Annotated in this window: 1 protein-coding gene; it reads left to right on the forward strand. The window is 68.1% G+C overall.

Translation table 11 applies throughout. The annotated features are described in order from the left end of the window. Positions 1-210, forward strand: a 210-nt coding sequence (locus E4V01_RS25505) for a polysaccharide biosynthesis/export family protein (protein WP_193763325.1), incomplete at both ends; no start/stop codon positions are given.

Consider the following 210-nt stretch of genomic DNA (forward strand, 5'->3'; position numbering starts at 1 on the left):
CACGATCCCCGAGCAGGTGGTCGGGCCCGACGGCGGCATCACCGTTCCCTATGCCGGCCGGATCAAGGTCGTCGGACGCCGCACCCAGGACGTCCAGACGCTGATCGAGACCGAACTCGCCGGCAAGGCGATCCAACCGCAGGTGCTCGTCTCCGTCACCAAGCCGGTCTCGCAATCGGTCACCGTCTCCGGCGAAGCGGCCATGGGCAA

The sequence above is a fragment of the Methylorubrum sp. Q1 genome (genome assembly GCF_004683995.1).
Lineage (GTDB): Bacteria > Pseudomonadota > Alphaproteobacteria > Rhizobiales > Beijerinckiaceae > Methylobacterium.